Origin of the sequence: Frondihabitans sp. PhB188 (assembly GCF_003752365.1) — a bacterium.
GTDB lineage: Bacteria > Actinomycetota > Actinomycetes > Actinomycetales > Microbacteriaceae > Frondihabitans.
The window spans coordinates 44705-64656 of record NZ_RJUO01000003.1 but is presented as its reverse complement, the minus strand read 5'-3'; the positions used below and the strand labels follow the sequence as shown (position 1 = coordinate 64656).

18 protein-coding genes are annotated in these 19952 nt (G+C 70.5%); 11 read left to right on the top strand and 7 right to left on the bottom strand.

The annotated features are described in order from the left end of the window. Window positions 1–159: 159 nt before the first annotated feature. The 4 genes from EDF46_RS09095 to EDF46_RS09080 all read left to right on the top strand — a co-directional run bounded on the left by EDF46_RS09095 (window position 160) and on the right by EDF46_RS09080 (window position 4208). Window positions 160–534, top strand: a complete 375-nt coding sequence (locus EDF46_RS09095; RefSeq protein WP_123505993.1) for an FKBP-type peptidyl-prolyl cis-trans isomerase — start codon at window positions 160–162, stop codon at window positions 532–534. Then, window positions 534–1376, top strand: a complete 843-nt coding sequence (locus tag EDF46_RS09090; RefSeq protein WP_233579959.1) for an aldo/keto reductase — start codon at window positions 534–536, stop codon at window positions 1374–1376. Before EDF46_RS09095 ends, EDF46_RS09090 begins: the two co-directional genes overlap by 1 nt. Window positions 1377–1556: 180 nt before the next feature. Further along, window positions 1557–3806 carry a UvrD-helicase domain-containing protein gene (locus EDF46_RS09085; protein ID WP_123506498.1) on the top strand — a complete coding sequence of 750 codons (2250 nt, stop codon included), beginning with the start codon at window positions 1557–1559 and terminating at the stop codon, window positions 3804–3806. A gap of 75 nt (window positions 3807–3881) precedes the next feature. Further along, on the top strand, window positions 3882–4208 hold the full coding sequence (locus tag EDF46_RS09080; protein ID WP_123505992.1) for a nuclear transport factor 2 family protein: 327 nt from the start codon (window positions 3882–3884) through the stop codon (window positions 4206–4208). A gap of 33 nt (window positions 4209–4241) precedes the next feature. Here EDF46_RS09080 and EDF46_RS09075 read toward each other — a convergent pair whose 3' ends face one another. Further along, entirely contained in the window at window positions 4242–5252 is a 1011-nt protein-coding gene (locus EDF46_RS09075; protein ID WP_123505991.1) for a glycoside hydrolase family 6 protein, read from the bottom strand. A 141-nt stretch (window positions 5253–5393) separates the two neighbouring features. Here EDF46_RS09075 and EDF46_RS09070 point away from each other — a divergent pair, with 141 nt between their 5' ends. Further along, on the top strand, window positions 5394–5927 hold the full coding sequence (locus EDF46_RS09070) for an adenine phosphoribosyltransferase (protein WP_123505990.1): 534 nt from the start codon (window positions 5394–5396) through the stop codon (window positions 5925–5927). 85 nt (window positions 5928–6012) lie between these two features. On the opposite strand, the gene EDF46_RS09065 is transcribed toward EDF46_RS09070, so the two are convergent. Beyond that, on the bottom strand, window positions 6013–6747 hold the full coding sequence (locus tag EDF46_RS09065; protein ID WP_123505989.1) for a M50 family metallopeptidase: 735 nt from the start codon (window positions 6745–6747) through the stop codon (window positions 6013–6015). Between the two features lie 208 nt (window positions 6748–6955). Here EDF46_RS09065 and EDF46_RS09060 point away from each other — a divergent pair, with 208 nt between their 5' ends. From EDF46_RS09060 to EDF46_RS09045, 4 genes are all read left to right on the top strand, one after another. After that, window positions 6956–7732 (top strand): nuclease-related domain-containing protein, encoded by a 777-nt coding sequence (locus EDF46_RS09060; RefSeq protein ID WP_123505988.1) that lies wholly within the window; start codon window positions 6956–6958, stop codon window positions 7730–7732. A 93-nt stretch (window positions 7733–7825) separates the two neighbouring features. Next, on the top strand, window positions 7826–8308 hold the full coding sequence (locus tag EDF46_RS09055) for a VanZ family protein (protein WP_123505987.1): 483 nt from the start codon (window positions 7826–7828) through the stop codon (window positions 8306–8308). A gap of 87 nt (window positions 8309–8395) precedes the next feature. Beyond that, on the top strand, window positions 8396–8665 hold the full coding sequence (gene rpsO / locus EDF46_RS09050) for a 30S ribosomal protein S15 (protein ID WP_123505986.1): 270 nt from the start codon (window positions 8396–8398) through the stop codon (window positions 8663–8665). A 217-nt stretch (window positions 8666–8882) separates the two neighbouring features. Then, window positions 8883–10196, top strand: a complete 1314-nt coding sequence (locus EDF46_RS09045) for an MFS transporter (protein ID WP_199738254.1) — start codon at window positions 8883–8885, stop codon at window positions 10194–10196. 29 nt (window positions 10197–10225) lie between these two features. Here EDF46_RS09045 and EDF46_RS09040 read toward each other — a convergent pair whose 3' ends face one another. From EDF46_RS09040 to EDF46_RS09025, 4 genes are read right to left on the bottom strand one after another with little or no spacing between them, the layout of a single operon-like run. Beyond that, complete coding sequence (locus tag EDF46_RS09040; protein WP_123505985.1) at window positions 10226–10987, bottom strand: hypothetical protein; 762 nt, start codon at window positions 10985–10987, stop codon at window positions 10226–10228. Between the two features lie 10 nt (window positions 10988–10997). Beyond that, window positions 10998–12221, bottom strand: coding sequence for an acyltransferase (locus tag EDF46_RS09035; protein ID WP_123505984.1), 1224 nt, complete (start codon window positions 12219–12221; stop codon window positions 10998–11000). Beyond that, on the bottom strand, window positions 12218–13702 hold the full coding sequence (locus EDF46_RS09030; protein WP_123505983.1) for a class I adenylate-forming enzyme family protein: 1485 nt from the start codon (window positions 13700–13702) through the stop codon (window positions 12218–12220). The genes EDF46_RS09035 and EDF46_RS09030 overlap by 4 nt, the downstream gene beginning before the upstream one ends. Before the next feature lie 56 nt (window positions 13703–13758). Beyond that, complete coding sequence (locus EDF46_RS09025; protein WP_123505982.1) at window positions 13759–15000, bottom strand: hypothetical protein; 1242 nt, start codon at window positions 14998–15000, stop codon at window positions 13759–13761. 328 nt (window positions 15001–15328) lie between these two features. Between EDF46_RS09025 and EDF46_RS09020 the strand changes: the two genes are divergently transcribed. Continuing rightward, window positions 15329–17602, top strand: coding sequence for a polyribonucleotide nucleotidyltransferase (locus tag EDF46_RS09020; protein ID WP_123505981.1), 2274 nt, complete (start codon window positions 15329–15331; stop codon window positions 17600–17602). A gap of 431 nt (window positions 17603–18033) precedes the next feature. Continuing rightward, window positions 18034–19092, top strand: a complete 1059-nt coding sequence (locus EDF46_RS09015; protein ID WP_233579958.1) for an aldo/keto reductase — start codon at window positions 18034–18036, stop codon at window positions 19090–19092. Window positions 19093–19152: 60 nt separating this feature from the next. On the opposite strand, the gene EDF46_RS09010 is transcribed toward EDF46_RS09015, so the two are convergent. After that, entirely contained in the window at window positions 19153–19758 is a 606-nt protein-coding gene (locus EDF46_RS09010; protein WP_233579957.1) for a TetR/AcrR family transcriptional regulator, read from the bottom strand. Window positions 19759–19952: the final 194 nt, after the last annotated feature.

Sequence of the window (19952 nt, the reverse complement as noted above, 5' to 3'; positions counted from 1 at the left end):
GACGGGTGTCGCAGGCGTAGCCTGCGTGCGTTCGCATCGATGACTCGATCTCGGTGCGGATTCCGATGGGCCGAGCATCCGTCTCCTCGCAGGGAGGAACCGGGCGCTCGGCCCGTCGCCCGTTTCCGGCCGGTCGCCGGATGGTGCTTGACTGGTGGCATGACTCACGACTCATCGACCAAGCCCGAGATCGACGCGCCGGAGGGCCCTGCCCCCTCGCAGCTCGAGAGCACCGACATCACCGTCGGCGACGGCGCCGAGGCGCTCGCCGGCTCCACCGTCAACGTCCACTACGTGGGCGTCGAGTACGACTCCGGCGAGGAGTTCGACTCGTCGTGGGGCCGCGGCGAGGCCATCAACTTCCCGCTCGCGGCTCTCGTGCGCGGCTGGCAGGAGGGCATCCCCGGCATGAAGGTCGGCGGCCGACGCAAGCTCGTGCTCCCGCCCCACCTCGCCTACGGCCCGGCCGGCGGAGGCCACCCGCTCAGCGGCAAGACCCTCATCTTCGTCATCGACCTTCTGGGCGTCAGCTAGTGGCCGAGCCCATCGCGGTTCCCACCCTCGCGCTGAACGACGGGACGGCCTTCCCCGCCGTCGGACTCGGCACCTACAAGCTCAACGGCGACGAGGGCACGGCCGCCGTGCTCTCCGGACTCGAGACCGGCTACCGGATCCTCGACACGGCGCTCAACTACGGCAACGAGGACGCCGTGGGGCGCGCCGTCCGCGAGACCGGCGTGCCGCGCGACGAGATCATCGTCACGTCGAAGCTCCCGGGCCGCCACCACGGCTACGAGGAGGCGCTGGCGAGCTTCGAGGAGACCCGGACGAACCTGGGCCTCGAGCACGTCGACCTGTACCTGATCCACTGGCCGCTGCCGCGCATCGACAAGTACGTCGAGTCGTTCAAGGCCCTGAAGAAGCTGCAGGACGACGGGCTGGTCACCAGCATCGGCGTCTCCAACTTCACGAAGAAGCACCTCGAGCGCGTCCGCGACGAGGTCGGCGTCGTGCCGGCCGTGAACCAGGTCGAGCTGCACCCGTACTTCCCGCAGGCGGAGCTCCGGGCGGTCCACGCCGACCTGGGCATCGTGACCGAGAGCTGGAGCCCGATCGGCAAGCAGTCCGAGCTGCTCACCGAGCAGGTCATCCTCGACGTCGCGGCGGCTCACGGCGTGACACCGACGCAGGTCGTCATCCGCTGGCACGTCCAGCTCGGCGCCGTCCCGCTGCCCAAGTCGGGCGACGCCGGACGCCAGCGCGAGAACCTCGACGTCTTCGGCTTCGAGCTGTCCGACGAGGAGGTCGCCCGCATCTCCGGTCTCGAGCGCGGCCGCCTCTGGGACGGCGATCCGCTGACCCACGAAGAGTTCTGACCCCCGAGGAGTTCTGACCGCTCGCACCCTCTGGCCCCGCCGATTCGGCACGTCCCCTCGCACTCTCCAGCGGGACCGTGCCCATTCGGCGGGGTCCTCCACGTGGGGCGGCTTCCCCTGTCGTCAGATTCGAAGCCGGCGAGTGATTAGAATCGTGTGCTGTCTTTCTCGAGGAGTGCCATCCCGTTGCCATCTGAACTCGACCGTGAACGTGACTACGTCCAGACGCTCTACGAGCGCCTCGACACCCTGAAAGACGAGGCACGAGCAAGGCTCGTCGAGACCCGTCGCGAGATGGTCGGCGGCAACCACCAGAGCCGCAGCGAGCGCGACGCCTACGCGCGCCTCTACGAAGACACCCTCGCGCAGCTGAGCGAGGTCGACGATCGCCTGGCCTTCGGCCGGCTCGAGCTCGAGAAGCCCGACGAGACCACCTCTCCCACGGCCGGCGACGGCGCCTTCCGGTACATCGGCCGCGTGGGGCTGCGCGACACCGACCACCACCCGATCCTGCTCGACTGGCGAGTCCCGGGCGCGAGCGCGTTCTACCAGGCCACGGCGGCGACCCCGATGGGTGCTCGCGCTCGCCGCCACCTCACTCTGAGCGGACGCGCGGTCACCCGCATCGAAGACGAGGTCTTCGACCCGACGCTCCTCGACCGCGGAGACGCGCAGCTGCAGGGCGAGGGCGCTCTCATGGCCGCGCTCACGGCGCAGCGCACCGGCCGCATGACCGACATCGTCGCGACGATCCAGGGCGAGCAGGACCGCATCATCCGCTCCGAGCTCGACGGCATCCTGGTCGTGCAGGGCGGCCCCGGAACAGGCAAGACCGCCGTGGCCCTGCACCGGGCGGCCTATCTGCTGTACTCGCACCGGGAGCGGCTCCGCGGCTCCGGAGTCCTGGTCGTCGGGCCGAGTCGCTCGTTCCTGCGCTACATCGAGCAGGTCCTGCCCTCGCTCGGCGAGAGCGGGGTCGTGCTGTCGAGTCTCGGCGGGCTCTTCCCGGGCGTCGAGGCGACGATCGACGACGCGCCCGACGTCGCTGCGCTGAAGGGCTCGGCGCGCATGGCCGACCTGCTGCGCCGGGCGGTCCGCTCCCGTCAGATCGTGCCGACGGAGCCGGTCGAGGTCGACATCGACGGAGAGCGCATGGTCGTGCAGCCGCAGCTCGTAGCCGAGGCGCTGCGTCGCGCCCAGGACCGCGGCAAGCAGCACAACGTGGGCCGCGTCACCTTCAACAAGCTCGCGATCACGGCGCTGTCCAAGCAGCTCGTGCAGCAGCTCCGTACCCGGGGCACCACCATCGACGAGGCCGACGAGCTGGTGCTGCGCGACGACATCCGCCAGTCGTACGACGTCCGGGTGCTGCTCAACACCGCCTGGCTGCCGCTGTCGCCGCAGAAGCTGCTCGAAGACATCTACGCGCGTCCGAACTGGCTGGCCACCATCACACCGCAGTGGACGCCCGAGCAGCGCGCCCTGCTGCGTCGCCCCCGCGGCGAGGCGATGACCATCAGCGACGTGCCGCTGCTCGACGAGGCCGCCGAGCTGCTCGGCGAGTTCGACGCCGTCGCCGACGCCGACAAGCGCGCCCGCAAGCAGCAGCAGAAGCGCGACATCGAGAACGCCGAGCGCGCGATCGAGAACATGCAGGTCGAGGGCATGGTGACGGCCTCCGACATCGCGGGCAACTTCGCCGAGCGCGCCGCGTCGATGACCACCGCCGAGCGGGCCGCCGACGATCGCACCTGGGCCTACGGACACGTGGTGGTGGATGAGGCGCAGGAACTCAGCCCCATGCAGTGGAGGCTCCTCGCCAGGCGCTGCCCGCTCCGCTCCTTCACCGTCGTCGGCGACATCGCCCAGGCGTCGTCGCCCGCGTCGGCCGACTCGTGGGAGCGCGCGATCCAGAGCCTCCTCGGCCGGCGTCGGCGCGAGGGCGCGTGGCGCCTCGAAGAGCTCACCGTCAACTACCGTACGCCCAGCCAGATCGTCGAGTACGCCGAGGCGGTGGCCCGCAGCACCGGCCTCCGGATCACGCCGAGCCGCTCCGTGCGCGCGAGCGAGTGGCCGGTGCGCGAGACCCGCTCGTCCGATGCGGCCGACGGGGTCGTCGAGGCTGTGACGACCGACCGAGAAATCGACAGCGCCGGCACCCTCGCCGTCATCGCGCCGCCCGAGGTCGTGCCCGCGCTCGTTACGGCGCTCGACGCCGCGTTCCCAGGGCTCGTCGCGCCCGGCACCTCGTCGCTGACGACGCCCATCAGCGTGCTCAGCCCGGCGACGTCGAAGGGTCTCGAGTTCGACTCGGTCGTGGTCGTGGCGCCGTCGCGCATCCTCGCGCTGTCGTCGCGCGGCAACGCATCGCTGTACGTGGCGATGACCCGGCCGACGCAGCGCCTGACGGTCGTCGACCTCGACGGCTGACGACGGGCGGCCCGACGTGTCTCGGCCCGGGGACACGGCTGGAGCCCGCCGGCGGCGGCCGTGGTTCGATGGGGCATGACCGTCGCGACACCGTCAGCCATCCACTCGTTCATCGACACGACCAACCGTGAAGACGATACGGGGTTTCTGGCGTGCTTCGCCGACGACGCGACGCTCGACGACTGGGGCCGCGTGTTCCACGGCCGCGACGGCGTCGCGCGCTGGAACGAGTCCGACAACATCGGCAAGCACTCCCGGTTCGACGTGGTCGAGGTCGCAGCGGGGTCGTCGGCCGACGAGTTCGTCGTGACGGTCGACGTGTCGGGCGACGGCTACAACGGCGTCGGCACCATGACGTTCGTGCTCGCCGGCGAGCGGGTGAAGTCGCTGACGATCACGTAGACCCCGCGACGCTGTCGATTCCCGCGCCCGTTGCTACTTCGCGCGTTGCTTCACCAGCGCCAGCGCGTACTTCTGCCACCACGTGCCCGCGGTCGGGCCGCCGTTGCAGGTGCCGTCGCTCGCGCCCGGCGTCTTGATCCAGAGCAGCGCGTCGACCTTCGACCTGCCTGAGGCGACTCGCGGCGTCACGCCGAGTCCGGCTCCGGTGGGGTTGCACCAGGTGCCCTTCCAGCCCTGGCCGTTGCGCGACGTGTCGATCACGAAGTGCGACCCGCCGGTGAGCTTCGACACGGTGAGGCCGTACGCCTTCTCGTCGGCGGTGGGGTAGAAGTTCGACACGTTGGTCGAGAAGCCCCGCGCCTCGGCGATGCCGGCCTGCTCCAGGCGGTCGGCCATGACGGCCGGGTCGACCCAGTGCGAGTTGCCCGCGTCGATGTAGGTGGTCACGCCCGCTGCGGCGAAGTCCGTGACGGCCGCCTTGATGAGGGGCAGTCGCACCGACGCCGTGCCGGGGCAGTTGCTGATCATCGCCAGCGCGTCCGGCTCGACGATGACGGTGGCGCGGTGCCCTTTCAGAGCCGTGGCGATCGTCTGGTTCCAGGTGCCGTACTCGTCGGCAGTGAGCCCGCCGGCCGAGTAGTCGCCGCAGTCGCGGTCCGGGATCGCATAGGTGACGAAGGTCGGCGTGCGCTTCGCCTTCTCAGCGCTCGCCAGCGACTTCGCGACGACGGTCTTCAGCTGCGCGTCGGAGTACCAGTCGCCCAGCCACAGTGCCACCGGCTGCGACGAGATCTTCTTGATGGCTGCCGCCTCGGTCGTCTTCTTCGCTTTCACGAGCCCGGCGTACACGGAGGCCGCCTTGGTGTCGGGGTGCACCGCGAGGCCGCCGGGGTAGAGCGTCGACGGCTTGGCAGCCTGGATCTGCGCGACCGTGAGCGGCTTGGCCGTGTTCGCAGCGCCGGCGGGCCCGCCCAGGAGCAGAGCGCTCGACAGGGCGATGACAGCCGCCGAGACGGCCACGAGTGTCGCGTGGTGCGGTGCCATCGTTCCCCCGAGTCGCGGTCGTGGGAGCCCTCTGCGCTCCGGATCGACCGTGAGGTCCACTCCAGCAGGAACTCCGCCCACCCGGGAGCGCCCATTCGGGGGCGGCGGCCACCCCACTCCTGGGGCCGCTACCGTAAAGGCATGTCTGACGCCTCCGACCTCGTCGACCGCCTGACGGCCGTCGTCGAGGACTTCCCGAAACCCGGCATCCTCTTCCGCGACGTGACGCCGGTGTTCGCCGACGCCGAGGGCTTCGCCGCCGTCTGCGCTGCGCTCGCCGAGCCGTTCGAGGGCGGGTTCGCCGCCGTGGCCGGCATCGAGGCGCGCGGGTTCGCACTCGCCGGGGGCATCGCCGCGCAGACCGGGACGGGCGTCCTCACCGTGCGGAAGGCGGGCAAGCTGCCCGGCGAGGTGCTCAGCGAGAGCTACGCGCTCGAGTACGGCGAGGCGTCGATCGAGCTCCGCCCCGGCCAGCTGCCCGCGGGGTCGCGCGTGCTCGTCGTCGACGACGTCCTGGCCACCGGCGGCACGGCCGAGGCCTCGATCACGCTGCTCGAGCGCGCCGGGTACGAGGTCGTCGGCATCGCCGTGCTGCTCGAGCTCGACGGGCTCGACGGTCGCGCGCGCCTCGACGGCCGCGTGCCGGTGCACGCTCTCTCATCCGCCCCGGCCTAGCCGCCGCCCGGCGGCCCGACCCCCGTCGGCGGCAGGAGACCGCCGCCGCGGTGGGGATCGTCCGCCGCCGCTGCGGGTGTGCGCCTTAAAGCCCGGCGGGCACGGTCAGAACGCCGGCCGGCACCAGCATCCACGCGTCGGCGATCGCGCAGACCACGGCGACGAGCACGTACACGAACACCCAGAACAGGCCGGGGATGCGTGTCAGCCGGGCGAGCTGGTCGGCGTCGGACTGCCCCGATCTCGTGCGGCGACGGCTGGTCTGGAGTTCCATCGCCGCTCGGAGGGCGCCCAGCCCGAGCACGACGGTGAGCACGTGCCCGAAGACGAGCTGCCACTCGGTGGGCGCGAACCAGGTGACGCCGAAGACGATGGCCGCTCCGACGAGGATCACCCACAGCCCGAACCAGTTGCGGATCTGCACGAGCATCAGCGCGAGCACCAGCAGGAGCGACCAGAGAAGGCCCGCCGAGTAGCCGCGGCTGAGCATCCACGAGGCTCCGAGCGCCGCGAGTGCGGGGGCCGTGTAGCCGGCCAGCAGGGTCATGACCATGCCCGGCCCGGACCGCGGACCCTTCGAGACGGTCAGGCCGGAGGTGTCGGAGTGCAGCCGGATGCCGGTCAGCCGCCGCCCGGTCACGACGGCGGCGAGACCGTGGCCGCCCTCGTGGACGACGGTGACGGCATGCCGCACGGTGTGCCACGTCGCCGGGAGCAGCACCAGGACGGCGCCGACCACGAGGGAGCCGAGCAGCAGCGGGAGGCCGAGCGGCTCGGAGGTCTGGGTGACGCGCGACCAGAGCGCAGCAAGGAAGTCCACCCGTCAAGCGTAGGGATGCCCCCTGACAATCGAGAAAGCACGGACAATCGATAAAGCACTGACAATCGAGAAAGCACCGCCCGCCCCATGCCGCTGATGTGCCCCGAAACGTACCCTGGCCCCCCAACTGGCGATTCCGCCGCGTCGGCGGTGCCGATTACCGTTCGAGGACCGCCGCCGACCCGCGCAGTGCTTCCGAGAGGCCCGCATGACCATCCCCGCACCGACCGGCGACGCAGCCACCGCCGTCCCGGTGGAGGCGGCGCCGGCGAAGCCGCTCGACCGGCTCTGGTCGGGCCACTCGGGCCGCCCGCCGCGCGGCCCGCTCGCCCGGGTGCTCGGTGCGTCGCCGATCAGCCCCGCCGACCGCTCCGCCTTCACAGCGGCGCTCGCCGAGGCTCAGGTCGCCGAGCGCCTGCGCACCCTGGCCGTGTCGGGCGGGTCGTGGCGGGTGCTCCACGGCGTCCCGGTCGGCGGCTCCGAGATCGACCACCTCGTCATCGGCCCCGCCGGAGTCTTCGCGATCACCGTCGGCTCTCCGGGTGACGCCGAGGGTGCGTCCGCTCTGCTCTCCCACGCACTGGGCCGCCCGATCGCCGTGTCGGGCGTCGTCGTCGCCACGAGCCCGCGCCGGCAGACCGCGATCCCGGGGGCGCAGGAACTGCCCGCCGCCACCGCGGTCTCCGCCGCGCGCCTGGCCTCCTCCCTGCGCGGCCTCCGTCCGGTCCTCTCCGTCGACGAGGTGCGCGAGGTCACCCGGGCTGCCCTCCGGCCCCGCACCTGGCGCGCCCGGCCGCTGGCGGCACCGGCCGCACCCGCTCGGCCCGTCCCGGCGCGCGACGACCTGCACGCCTGGTTCGGCCGCGTCCGCACCGAGGTCGCCGCCGCCCGCCGGGTGCAGACCGCGTGGGCGCTGGGTGGCTGCGGCGCCATCGTCGCGCTCGCCGCCTCCGGCCCGGCGCTCGCCCAGTCCGTGCTGGGCTGAGACGGTCTCTGCCGGGGTCGCCGCAGCCCCTGCTCGGCTGACACCCCGGCGCCTGGCGGGTGCCGCCCAGGTGCCGTGCCTCACCATGGTCGGATGCGCTTCCGTCCGTGGCTCCTCGTCGTGACCGTCCTGTACCTGATGGCCGTCGCGTGGATGACCCTGCGTCCCGACGTCTACGGGCACCGCACGTCCGAGCTGCTGTGGCGGGCCCTCGACGAGTCCGGCCGTCACGGCTCGACGAGCTGGATCACGTTCTCGGTGGTCGAGTCGGTGTCGAACGCCGTGATGTTCGTGCCGCTGGGCTTCTTCCTGGCGCTGTTCTTCCCGAAGAGGCTGTTCGTCCTCGCCGTCGGGCTGTGCGCGCTGCTGTCGTACGGCATCGAGACCTATCAGGGCGCGTTCCTGTCGACGCGCGTCAGCGATCCGGCCGACGTCCTGCACAACACCCTCGGCGGCCTGGTCGGGGTCCTGATCGCGCTGGTGCTCCGCCTGCTCCTCCTGCCGTTCGCCTCGCTGGGCCGCCGGCCAGCCGGGCGGGCGTCCAGTCGCCGTCGCGCCGCCGGACTGGTACGCTAGGCAGGTTGCCGTCCAACGGCCGCGGATAAAGAGAGCCCACGCATCAGGCGTCGGGCGCCGCGCAACGACTGACAAGGGGATCCACCTATGGCACTTGCACCCGAAGTGAAGACTGCGATCATCGAAGAGTACGCGACCCACCCGGGCGACACGGGTTCCCCCGAGGTCCAGGTGGCCGTGCTCACGCAGCGCATCAAAGACCTGACCGAGCACCTCAAGGAGCACAAGCACGACCACCACTCGCGTCGTGGTCTGCTGCTCCTCGTCGGCCAGCGCCGTCGTCTGCTGGGCTACCTCAGCAACGTCGACATCAGCCGCTACCGTGCGCTCATCGAGCGCCTCGGCCTGCGTCGCTAGTGCGTCTGCATCGATAACTGAAGCAGAGTCCTCAGAGGCTCACACTCTTCACTGAACGGCCCGCCCTCTTCGGAGCGCGGGCCGTTCTTTCGTCATCTCCATTCCGAGTTCCTGCGTTTCTCATAGGATCCTCATCGGGGGCTGCGACACAGTCGATACATCTGCATACAGGGAATGCGGAGTACAACGAGCTGACGACCCGAAGGTGACCACCCGAATGAGCCTGACCACTGAAGAGCCCGCCAAGGTGAAGGCGACCCCGATGCGCGGGCGCGTGCGCGGCAAGGTGGTCATCCTGCTGTGCGTCATGTACGCGATCTCGTACATCGACCGAACCAACATCTCGACGGCGCTGCCTGACATCAAGGCCGACCTGTCGCTCACCGACACCCAGCTCGGCATCGTCGTAGCGGCGTTCTCGATCCCGTACGCGCTGCTGCAGATCTTCGGCGGCCGCCTCGGCGAGAAGTTCGGGGCGCGCAAGGCCCTCTTCGTCATCGCGATCCTGTGGGGGATCGCCACGCTCGCGACGGGCATGTCCGTCGGTTTCTGGTCGCTGTTCATCGCCCGCCTCGTGCTCGGCTTCAGCGAGTCGGCGGCGTTCCCGACGGCGACCAGCGCCATGACGCGCTGGGTGCCAGCCGACCGCAACGGCTTCGTGCAGGGCGTCGTGCACTCCGCCTCCCGCCTCGGCAATGCCGCCGCGCCCCTGATCGTCGCCTACCTCATCGTCGCCTTCGGCTCGTGGCGCGAGATGTTCTTCATCCTCGGCGGCATCAGCGTGCTGTGGGGGATCGTCTGGTACTTCTACTTCCGCAACCGCCCCGACGAGCACAAGAGCATCACCAAGGTCGAGCTGGAGGAGATGCCCGATCGTCCCAAGAGCGCCATCGCGCCTCCCGTGCCGTGGAAGCGCCTCGCCCGCACGATCCTGCCGGTCACCTTCGTCGACTTCGGCTACGGCTGGACCCTGTGGGTGTTCCTGACCTGGCTGCCCTCCTTCCTCGGCGACAGCTACGGCCTCAAGCTCACGACCTTCGCCCTCTTCACCTCGCTCGTCCTGCTCGGCGGCGTGGTCGGCGACACGTTCGGCGGCATGATGAGCGACGCGTTCTTCCGCCGCTCGCGCGACATGCGCACGGCCCGCCGCAACACGCTCATGATCGGACTCATCGGGTCGGGGATCTGCCTCGTGCCGGTGTTCGTGTTCCACAGCCTGCCTGTCGCGATCGTCTCGCTGACCCTGTCGTTCTTCTTCCTCGAGCTCTGCAACGCCGTGCTCTGGGCGATCCCGATGGACACCGCCCCCGAGTGGTCGGGCACGGCCTCGGGCATGATGAACACCGGCTTCGGCATCGCCGGGATCTTCTCGCCCATCGTGTTCGGCGCCCTCGTCGACGCGACAGGCTGGCAGTGGCCGTTCGTCGCGTCGATCGTGCTGCTCGCGGCCGCCGCGTTCGTGGCCTGGCGCATGAACCCGCAGCGCATCTCGTCGACCGACGGTCTCGCGAGGCAGCCGAAGCTCGCCTAGGCCGCGGCGCAGGCGAGCGCGGTCGGGCGTCAGCTCCGGGTCACCGTCGCCGTGACGGTACCGGCGCGCCAGCTGGCGGTGAAGCCGCTCTCGTCGAGCGTGATGCCCAGTGCGACGAAGGCCCCGACGTCGGCGCACGAGGTCGATCCGGGGCTGCCGTCGGGCGCCGAGACGCCGTCGTACGCGACCAGGCAGTAGCCGCCGCCCGCGTCGTCGGAACGCGCCACCCACAGTCGCCGGTCGCCGGTCGCCGTGGCCACCAGGCGCGTCGACGAGCGGAGGAAGCCGCTGAGGCCAGCTGCGGCGGGGAGGGTATCGCCCTTCGTCGCCGGCGTCCTCAGCAGGATCTCGGCCGCCAGGATCGTCCGCCGCGAGTCGGCAGCGACCGCCGGATCGGACGCCTCGTCGCCGCCCCCGCCGAGCGTCGCGATGGGGGCGGTGGTCGCGCCAGCCGGTACGGCGGGCTGCGCCTGCTCCCGACCCCGGGCCAGGCCGAAACCCGCGACGCCGCCGATCACGAGCACCACCCCGACAGCGATCGCTGCCCGGGCCACCCGTCTCGTCCGGGCCGCGTCTCTCGTCTGGGCCCCGTCTCCCGTCTGGGGCGCAGGAAGTCCCTCCGGCACCCCCGCCGACCGCCCCTCGGCCGCGTCGTCCCTCCGCCGCAGCTCGCGCACGGCCGCCGCGCTCGCCTCGGCGTCCGTCTCGGGCCCGAAGGCGTCGCGCTCGAGCGCCGCGCGCGTCCGGTCGTCGTCGCCCTCGGCCTCGCCCGCCGTGCTGCCGTCGCTCACGCGAGGGAGTCTAGGCCGTCGGCGCCTTCTTCTTCGCACCGGGGTGCAGCCCGTGGAACGGGCGCCCGGTGAGCGCCAGCGAGGCCGGAGTGCGGCGCAGGATCTCGACGAGCACCACGGTGCCGATCACCACGAGCACGTAGAGCACGACGCTGAGCCACGGCGACGGGATCGCGTGCTTCAGCCAGCCGTCGCCGGCCAGAAGCAGGATCCAGATCAGGAACGGGTGGGCCAGGAAGATGCCGAACGACCGGTCTGACGCCGTGTCGACGAGCCGGGCCATCCGAGACGTGGCCACCCGCCGGTCGGCCCACTTCGTGCCGAGCGCGAGGAAGGCCAGCGCGATCGGGATCGACCAGACGATCACCACCGGCTGCAGCGCCTGCACGGCGTCGACGGCGCTCTGGCCGATGCCGAGGTTGATCACGTACACCGCGATCGACAGCACCGCGCCGGCCACGGTCAGCAGCCCGATCAGCGGCCGGTGGCCGCGCACCCAGGCGAGGAACCCGTCGACATGGTCCGCGGCGACCGCCCCGGCGATGATCAAGAACTGGTAGCTCCAGAACTCGATCCGGCTGTAGCTGTTGAACCAGTCGGTCGCGGCCGGGAAGTACTGGTAGCTGCCGGTGAGCAGCAGCTCGACGGCGAGTGAGACTCCGAGCAGCGTCCAGTGATGCCCCCGGGTCTTCCGGATCAGCCACACGACGACCGGCAGCAGCAGGTACACCTGCATCGTCACGAGCAGGAAGTACAGGTGGTACCACGCGCCACCGGTGTAGAGGTCGTGCCAGAAGGCCGCGAGCCAGTCGAGCAGGGTGACCCCGTCGGGCTTCGCGATCCACGCGAGAGCGTCGTAGACGAGAGACCACGTCACGTACGGCACGATGACGAGCAGGAAGCGCTTCGGCCAGAACTCGCGCAGCGGCCGCGGCTTCGTCAAGAACGAGTAGACGAGCACGAAGGCCGTCAGCGCGAAGAACACCTCGCGGGTGAAGTGCACGAGGATCAGGAAGCCGTTCTGCACGAGCTGGTCGGACGCATCGATCGCGTGGCTCACCGTGTGTACGGCGATGACGCAGACGAAGGTCAGGATGCGCAGGATGTCGACCTCGTAGAGATGCCGACGCCGTCCCGATGGGGCCGCTGCAGGCGGGGCCGTCGGCGCCTCGGGCATCGCGTCTTCCCGGCGCCCGGCCTCGTCGGGCGCCGCCCCGGCCTGCGACGTGGTCACGCGTTCGACGTGCCCGCGACCATGTCGCGGGTGCGATTGCGCTGCACCTTGCCGGTCGGCGTGCGCGGCAGGTCATCGACGACGGTGATCTCGAGGGGCCGCTTGAAGCGGGGCAGCTCGGCGTCGCAGCGCGTCGTGAGATCGGCGACGAGCGAGGCGCGGACGTCGCCCGGCAGCTCGAGGTCGGCCGGGATGACGTAGGCGACCGGGACCGATCCGAGGATCGGGTCGGGCCGGGCGACGACGACGGCCTCGCGGACGCGCGCGTCTTCGAGCAGGACGTCTTCGACCTCGGCGGGGTAGACCTTCTCGCCGCCGCGGTTGATGACGTCGTCGGTCCGGCCGGCGAGGTAGACCCAGCCGTCGTCGTCGAGGTGGCCCAGGTCGCCGGTGCGCAGCCAGCCGTCGTCGTCGAAGCGGTCGGCGGCCCGGCCCTCGAAGTACGCGGTCACGACGCCGGGCCCGCGGATCCAGAGCTCGCCGATCTCGCCTGCGGGCAGCGCTGCGCCGTCGGCATCCCGAGGCTGCACCTCGTCGCCGACAGGGAGGCCGACCGAGCCGGGCCGGGGCTCCTGGCCGAGCGGGGTCGCGGTGATCTGGCTGGCCCCCTCGGTCATGCCGTAGCTGACGATCATCGGGATGCCGGCGAATGCGGTGCGGACGGCCTCGGGCAGCGCGCTCGACGCGCTGCGGACGAACCGCAGGCCCTCGGGCGGCACGGCCGGGCCGGACTTCGCCAGCACAGCGAGGATCGCCGGCACGGCGTTCAGCCAGGTGATGCGCCGCTCGGCGAGGAGCTCCCAGAAGCCGGTGCGGTGGAACCGCTGGTCGAGCACCAGCGTCGCGCCGGCGACCAGCGTCGAGAGCAGGCCGACGACCTCGGCGTTCACGTGGAAGAGGGGCAGCGAGCTGAAGCCGCGGTCGGCGGCGGTCAGGCCGTTGTGCTCGGCGATGGCGCGCGCGACGAAGAGCAGCTGCTGCTCATCGAGCTCGACGCCCTTCGGCTGGCCGGTCGAACCCGACGTGAAGAGGATGACGGAGCCCGGGCTCTCGGCAGTCGTCAGCGGCTCGGAGGCCGCGGCGGGGGAGCCCGCCGGGGCGAGGGTCGCGGCGTCGGGGCGGATCAGCACGACGTCGGCCTCGCCCGGCTCGGCGCGATCGGTGACGATCGCCTCGCAGGAGCCGAGCCCGACGGCTTTGAGGATCTCGCCCCAGGTGCCGCCCGGGTTCACCGGGACCCCGCGGCGGCCCGAGGCCACCACCGACAGGTGGGCGACGGCGAACGACAGCGGATCGGCGACATCGAGCACGACAGTCGCTCCGGGGGAGACCGAGTCGGCGTTGAAGGCCGCTGCCCACTCGCCGACGAGGCGACCCAGGTCGCCGAACGTGACGGTGCGCTCGGACCGGGCGTCCTCCAGGTAGGTGGAGGAGGGCGTCTCAGCGGCACGCGACCGGATCAGCGATGCGAGGGTGTCCATCCGCTCAGATTAGACGCGGACCCTATGACACGCCTATGCCGGTGCCGGTGCCGGTATCAGTACCAGTTGTGCGCGACCTCGTGCGACCAGGCGCCGCACGGAGAGCCGTAGACCGACTTGATGTAGCCGAGGCCCCAGGTGATCTGGGTGCGGTAGCTGGTCTGCCAGTCGAGGCCGGCCGACGAGAGCTTGATGGCGGGCAGGGCCTGCGGAATGCCGTAGGCGCCGCTGGAGACGTTCAGCGCGCTGGTGCGCCAGCCGGACTCCTGGTTCCAGAGGGAGACCAGGCACGACATCTCGGACGACGCCCACCCGTACGACGGCAGCGCGCCGCGGGCGTAGGCCTGGGCGCCGGCAGGGTCGTCGACCACGCCGGATCCGAGGGACACGCCGGACGATCCGCCGGAGCCTCCCGACGACACCGGCGTCCCGCCCGATCCTGACGACCCGGCGTCTCCGGAGCTCGACCCCGAGCCGGACGCGCCGGAGCCGGACGACCCCGAGGCGGCCTGCTCCTGCTGCTGAGCGGCGGCCGCGGCGGCAGCCCGGGCGTCCGCGGCCTTCTTGGCCTGGGCGGCGGCGTATGCGGCCTTGGCGGCCACGCCCTGGCGGTACCTCTTCTCGAGCGACGCCGTCGTGTCGTTGAGCGAGGCGAGCTGCGCGTAGAGGGTCTTCTGGTGGGCGGTAGCCGAGGCGACCTCGTCGTCGGCCGCCTGCTGCGCCGTCTGAGCGCTCGCCAGGGTGCTGGCGGCTTTGCTCGCCAGGGTGTCGCGCTCGTCGGCCGCGACCTTCGCCTGGGCTTCGAGCGACGACACCGACCTGCTTGCCACGGTCGCCTGGTCGAGCACGGTCTGCCACTGGGTGGTCAGCTGCGAGAGGGCCCCGAGCTTGTACAGGGTCTTGTCGGCGTCCGTCCCGGTCAGGAGCTGGCTGTCGAGCGACGACCCGCCGATCCGGTAGAGGTGCGCGGCCAGCTGGCCCGCCTCCTGATGGGCCTCGTCGGCCTTCTTCTTCTGCGACGACACCTGAGCGGCCAGCGCCGATGCCTGCGCCTTCGCGACCGCGAGCTTCTGCTGGGCGGTGGAGTTCGCGGCGTCGGCCTTCAGCGCAGCCTCGCTGGCAGTCGCGGCCGTGCTCTCGAGCGAGTCGAGAGAGGAGGTGATCGTCTGCACCTGCCGCTTGGTGGCGCTCGCGTCGCCCTTGGCGGCCTCGACCTCGGACCATGTCGGGTACGCCGACGCCGACAGGGGGGCGATCAGGACGCCGCACGCGATGAGCACCACGGCGGCACCGCTCACGGCTGCCAGACCCCGGTTCCGGGGCGTGCGAGAAGGGCGCATGAAGCCGACTGTACTGCGAATCACACGAGTAACACCAGTAACACGGGCACCATGCCGCGCGTTCTGGGGGCGTGCGACACGCCGGGTGGTACCCTGTCACACTAAGAGCCGGCTGGCTCACGCTGCCGCAGAGACGTCGATCCGACGTCGCGATCGAGTGCACCATCTCGTGCCTCGAAGCCGCTCCGTGTCCTCCGAGAAGACTCAGCTCTTCACGGAGCGACACAGCACGACATCGCCTTCCACACGGGAAGACGATTCAAAACAAAGAGGAGAGAACCCCCATATGGAGGGTCCAGAAATCAAGTTCGCCGAAGCCGTCATCGACAATGGCAAGTACGGCACCCGCACGGTCCGGTTCGAAGCCGGCCGTCTCGCGCAGCAGGCTCAGGGAGCCGTCGCCGCGTACCTCGACGAAGAGACCATGCTTCTGTCGGCTACCAGCGCCTCGAAGAACCCGAAAGACAACTTCGACTTCTTCCCGCTGACCGTCGACGTCGAAGAGCGCTCGTACGCCGCCGGCAAGATCCCCGGCTCGTTCTTCCGTCGTGAGGGCCGCCCCTCCACCGAGGCGATCCTCGTCTGCCGTCTGATCGACCGGCCCCTGCGCCCGTCGTTCGTCGAGGGCCTCCGCAACGAGGTCCAGATCGTCATCACGGTCCTCTCGATCGCACCCGACGAGTTCTACGATGCGCTCGCCATCAACGCGGCGAGCATGTCGACCCAGATCTCGGGTCTGCCCTTCTCGGGCCCCATCGCCGGTGTGCGCCTCGCGCTCATCAAGGGCCAGTGGGTCGCCTTCCCGAAGGCGTCGCAGCTGGAGGACGCCGTCTTCGACCTGACCGTCGCCGGCCGCGTCGTCACCGACGCCGCGGGCAACGAGGATGTCGCGATCATGATGGTCGAGGCCGAGGCCACCGAGCACGCCTGGGGTCTCATCCAGGGCGGCGACGTCAAGCCCGACGAGGCCGTCGTCGCGCAGGGTCTCGAGGCGGCCAAGCCGTTCCTCAAGGCCCTCGTCGAGGCGCAGGCCAAGCTTGCCGCGCAGTCCGCCAAGGAGATCGCCGAGTACCCGGTCTTCCCGCCCTACACCGACGAGGTCTACTCGGCCGTCGCCGCCGTGGCGGAGGAGGACCTCAAGGGCGTCTACCAGATCGCAGCGAAGACCGAGCGCCAGGACGCCGACGACGCTCTCAAGAGCCGCGTCAAGGAGGCCGTCGCCGCCAAGGTCGAGGCCGGCGAGCTGCCCGGCACCGCCACCTCGCAGGTGTCGGCCGCCTACAAGTCGGTCACGAAGAAGGTCGTCCGCGGCCGCATCCTCTCCGAGCAGATCCGCATGGACGGCCGCGGCCTCGCCGACATCCGTCCGCTCGACGCCGAAGTGCAGGTCATCCCGCGCGTCCACGGCTCCGCCATCTTCCAGCGCGGCGAGACCCAGATCCTGGGCGTCACCACGCTGAACATGCTGAAGATGGAGCAGCAGATCGACTCGCTGAGCCCCATCACGAAGAAGCGGTACCTGCACCACTACAACTTCCCGCCCTACTCGACCGGTGAGACCGGCCGCGTCGGCAGTCCGAAGCGTCGCGAGATCGGCCACGGCTTCCTGGCCGAGCGCGCGCTCGTCCCGGTCCTGCCGAGCCGCGAGGAGTTCCCCTACGCGATCCGTCAGGTGTCCGAGGCGCTGTCCTCGAACGGCTCCACCTCGATGGGCTCCGTCTGCGCCTCGACGCTCTCGCTGCTCAACGCCGGTGTGCCGCTGAAGGCCCCCGTCGCCGGTATCGCCATGGGCCTCGTGTCCGATGAGGTCGACGGCCAGACCCGCTACGCGGCGCTGACCGACATCCTCGGCGCCGAAGACGCCCTGGGCGACATGGACTTCAAGGTGGCCGGCACGTCCGAGTTCGTCACCGCGATCCAGCTCGACACCAAGCTCGACGGCATCCCCTCGGCAGTCCTCGACGCCGCTCTCAAGCAGGCGAAGGAGGCCCGCACGGCCATCCTGAACGTGCTGACGAGCGCGATCGACGCCCCCGACGAGATGGCCCCGACCGCGCCCCGCGTGATCTCGGTGCAGATCCCGCAAGACAAGATCGGCGAGCTGATCGGCCCGAAGGGCAAGACGATCAACGCGATCCAGGACGAGACCGGCGCCGACATCTCTATCGAGGAGGACGGCACCGTCTACATCGGCGCCGTCGACGGTCCGTCGGCCGAGGCCGCCCGCGCCCAGGTCAACGCCATCGCCAACCCGACCAACCCCGAGGTCGGCGAGCAGTTCCTCGGCACGGTCGTCAAGATCGCGACCTTCGGCGCGTTCGTCTCGCTCCTCCCCGGCAAGGACGGCCTGCTGCACATCAGCGAGGTCCGCAAGCTGGCCGGCGGCAAGCGCGTCGAGAACGTCGAAGACGTGCTCGGCGTGGGCCAGAAGATCCTCGTCGAGATCACGAAGATCGACGACCGCGGCAAGCTCTCGCTCGCCCCGGTGGTCGCCGAGGAGGCTGACACCGACTCGTCGGGTGCGGCTTCCGACTCGGTCGACGCGTCCGTCGAGGTCTAGTCCCTCAGCACGACCGCGAACCCCCGCTCTACCTCGGTAGGGCGGGGGTTCCGCGGTTCCTGCACCCGTGCACTGCCTGCAGATTGACGAAGGGCCCTTCGCGATCCCCACCGCGAAGAGCCCTTCTGACACCGGCCATGCGTACCGGCACTTGTGACGGCACCGCTCCCCACCACAGAAAACGATGCCCCGGCACCCTCCCAGGAACCGCACGAGAGAGACATTACGGACGACCCCTGTGCGGAGCACTCGGCGCCACTATGTGTTTCCTGAGGGGTCTCGCCGAGCAGCCCCGTCGCCGGGCGGCGCCGCTCCGAACACCTGTCACCCCAGCACTGGGGTAACGATTTAGGTGAAGTTCTGGTGCGTCGGCGCCGACACCCGTCGAAGAAGACGTAACCTCGACTTACGACCAGGATCAGGAGGCGCAGGTGACGGAGACCCGATCACGCATCGAGTCAATCGACACCGAGTCTCTTCGCGCCGAAAACCCCGCCCACGGCCGTCGTTCGGCGGTTCCGACACCGCTGTCGACGGTGCCGGTCGATCTCGGGATCATCCAGCCTCGCCGTCGTCTCGGCGTCTCAGACCTCCGCGTCTTCCCGGTCGCCCTGAGCGGCAACGTCTTCGGCTGGACCACCGACGAGGCTCAGACCTTCGACGTGCTCGACACCTACGTGCAGGTCGGCGGCAACTTCGTCGACACCGCCGACTCGTACACCCACGGCCGCAGCGAGGAGCTGATCGGCGAGTGGATGCACTCCCGCCGCATGCGCGACGACATCGTGCTCGCCACCAAGATCGGCAAGAGCCGCGACAACCCCGGCCTCACGCCGCTGGCCATTGAGCGGTCGGTCGACGCGTCGCTCAAGCGCCTGGGCACCGACCGCATCGACCTGCTCTACCTGCACATCGACGACACCGACGTCGCCTTCGAGCGCACGCTCCTCGGCGTGGATCGGCTCATCCGAGCCGGCAAGGTGCGCTGGTTCGGCGGCTCCGATCACTCCGGCAACCGGCTCTACGAGGCCCGGATCGCCGCCGGCATGCTCGGCGTCGCCCCGATGGTCGCGCTCCAGAACCAATACAGCCTCGTCCGTCGCGCCGAGTTCGAGCGCGACCTCGCGCAGGTCGCCTCGCAGCAGCGCCTCGCTGTCATGCCCCGATTCCCGCTCGCCAGCGGGTTCCTCACCGGCAAGTACCGAGGCCGAGGCGACATCAAGGGCCACCGCCGGGGGAGCGAGGTGGCCAAGCTGGTCACCAAGCGCAACCTGAGGGTCCTGCACGAGCTCGACCGCATCGCGTCGCTGCACGCCGCGCCGGTGCCGGCCGTGGCGCTCGCCTGGCTGCTCGCCAAGCCGAACGTCGTCGCACCGGTCGCCAGCGCCACGTCACCGCAGCAGGTCGTGGAGCTCGTCGAGGCCGCCCGGGTGCAGCTCACGCGGCACGACGTGGCCGAGCTCGACCGCGTCAGCCACGGCAGCTTCTGATCGCGGCCGCCGCCCGCGGTGCCGGACCTCGGACACGCCTCGGCACGCCCGGCTGGAGGATTACCGGCAGTCGCCGAACAGTCGGTCGGCCACGCGCGTGAAGGCCGCAGCCGCCGCGATGGTGTCGCCGGCGTAGCCGCCCACCATCGCGCCGTCGCGGGCCAGCAGGAACTCGTCGGCCGCGTCGCCCGAGAGCGGATGGCCGGCCTCGCGGAACAGGTCGTCGAGCGTCTCGGTGTACCAGTCGCGGTGCTGCAGGACGATCACGCGCACGGGGTGCTCCGGATCGGCGAACTCGGCGGCGGCGTTCACGAACGGGCAGCCGCGGAAGCCGGGACGCTGCAGATCGTCGACGATGGAGACGACGATGCCGCGGAGCGTCTCGAGGGGGGAGTCGCTGGTCTCGCGAATGGATTCGAGCTCCGCCTCGGCGGCCGCGTGCCGGCGGTTGACGTACTCGACGACGAGATTGTCCTTCGCACCGAAGTGCTTGTAGAAGGTGGCCTTCGTGACCGTCGACTCCGCGATGAGCCGGTCGACGCCGACGGTGCGGATGCCCTCGTCGTAGAAGAGGCGGTCGGCCGTGGTGAGAACGCGCATCTTGGCGCCGGGGCCGGGCTGATTGAGGGAACGCTGGACGGCCGATGGGGGGAATTCGACCGTCACAGCGTGGCTCCTCAAGGACTTTCGGCGGAAACCGTCGAGGGGGGGGGGGGAACGACGGCGCAGACATCGAAAGTCCGACTTGCCGCTGACCCGTTCCGGCTAGGGGCGAAACCGGTCAGTGAAATCAATATAACACAGAGGAGGACAAACAGACGAGTCTGTCTGTCCACAATCTCCGTACCCCAGTTCGGGTG